This is a genomic window from Aeromonas sp. S12(2024) (genome assembly GCF_041402305.1).
GTDB classification, from domain to species: domain Bacteria; phylum Pseudomonadota; class Gammaproteobacteria; order Enterobacterales; family Aeromonadaceae; genus Aeromonas; species Aeromonas veronii.
The window spans coordinates 1-664 of record NZ_JBGLRB010000048.1; the positions used below are offsets into that span (position 1 = coordinate 1).

Genomic DNA, 664 nt, shown 5'->3' on the forward strand with positions numbered 1-664 from the left:
AGCTGTTCGGCCAACACCATCTCGTTGACGGCGCAGCTCTCCATGACCGCCTGAACAAGCAGGTGACTGGTCAGCTCCATCTGACAGAGCATGCGTACCTGCGGATAGGCGGTCTCCCCATGCTGGGTACCGGGCTTGGCAAATGCGGCAGCATTGTCCGGGGTATCGGGCGTGCGCCACATCACGCCATCGACTGCGAGCAGTTGCAGCCCTGCCCAGCCGGGGTGATTGGCCTGCTGGTGCCAGCCTACGGCGGTCTCGTGAAACAGCCGCTCAATGCTCTTGTGGCCAAGCTTTTGGCGAGCTTGCAGGAAGGCGCTGGGGGCGACAAAGGGGCGGTCGCCGGGCAACAGGATATCGAGCTGATTGACCAGCTGGGTCATGGGGACGTGGCGGAAGATGGCCATGCCAATGATGGCCCAGACCAGACGCTCCATGGGCATACGGCGGCGACGCAGGGTCGCGACATCCTCTTCGGCGAGCAGAGTGGTGATGAGCTCGGGAGCAATGAGGTCTGAGAGTGACTCAAACTGAGCAGCATTGCTGGCGTGGAGGAAGTCGAGAGCTTGAGCGATACGCATAAAAAATCCGAAACCAATCAACAGGTTTCGGATTTTCACACAACAGAAGGATCGGTCAATGGATCCTTAACTGATCGGCATTA

Annotated in this window: 1 protein-coding gene; it reads right to left on the reverse strand. The window is 59.2% G+C overall.

Going from position 1 to position 664, the window contains the following annotated elements:
* Positions 1-581 (reverse strand): IS4 family transposase (locus ACB035_RS20470; RefSeq protein WP_371168034.1); only part of this gene is annotated, 581 nt, incomplete at its 3' end.
* Between the last annotated feature and the right edge of the window lie 83 nt (positions 582-664).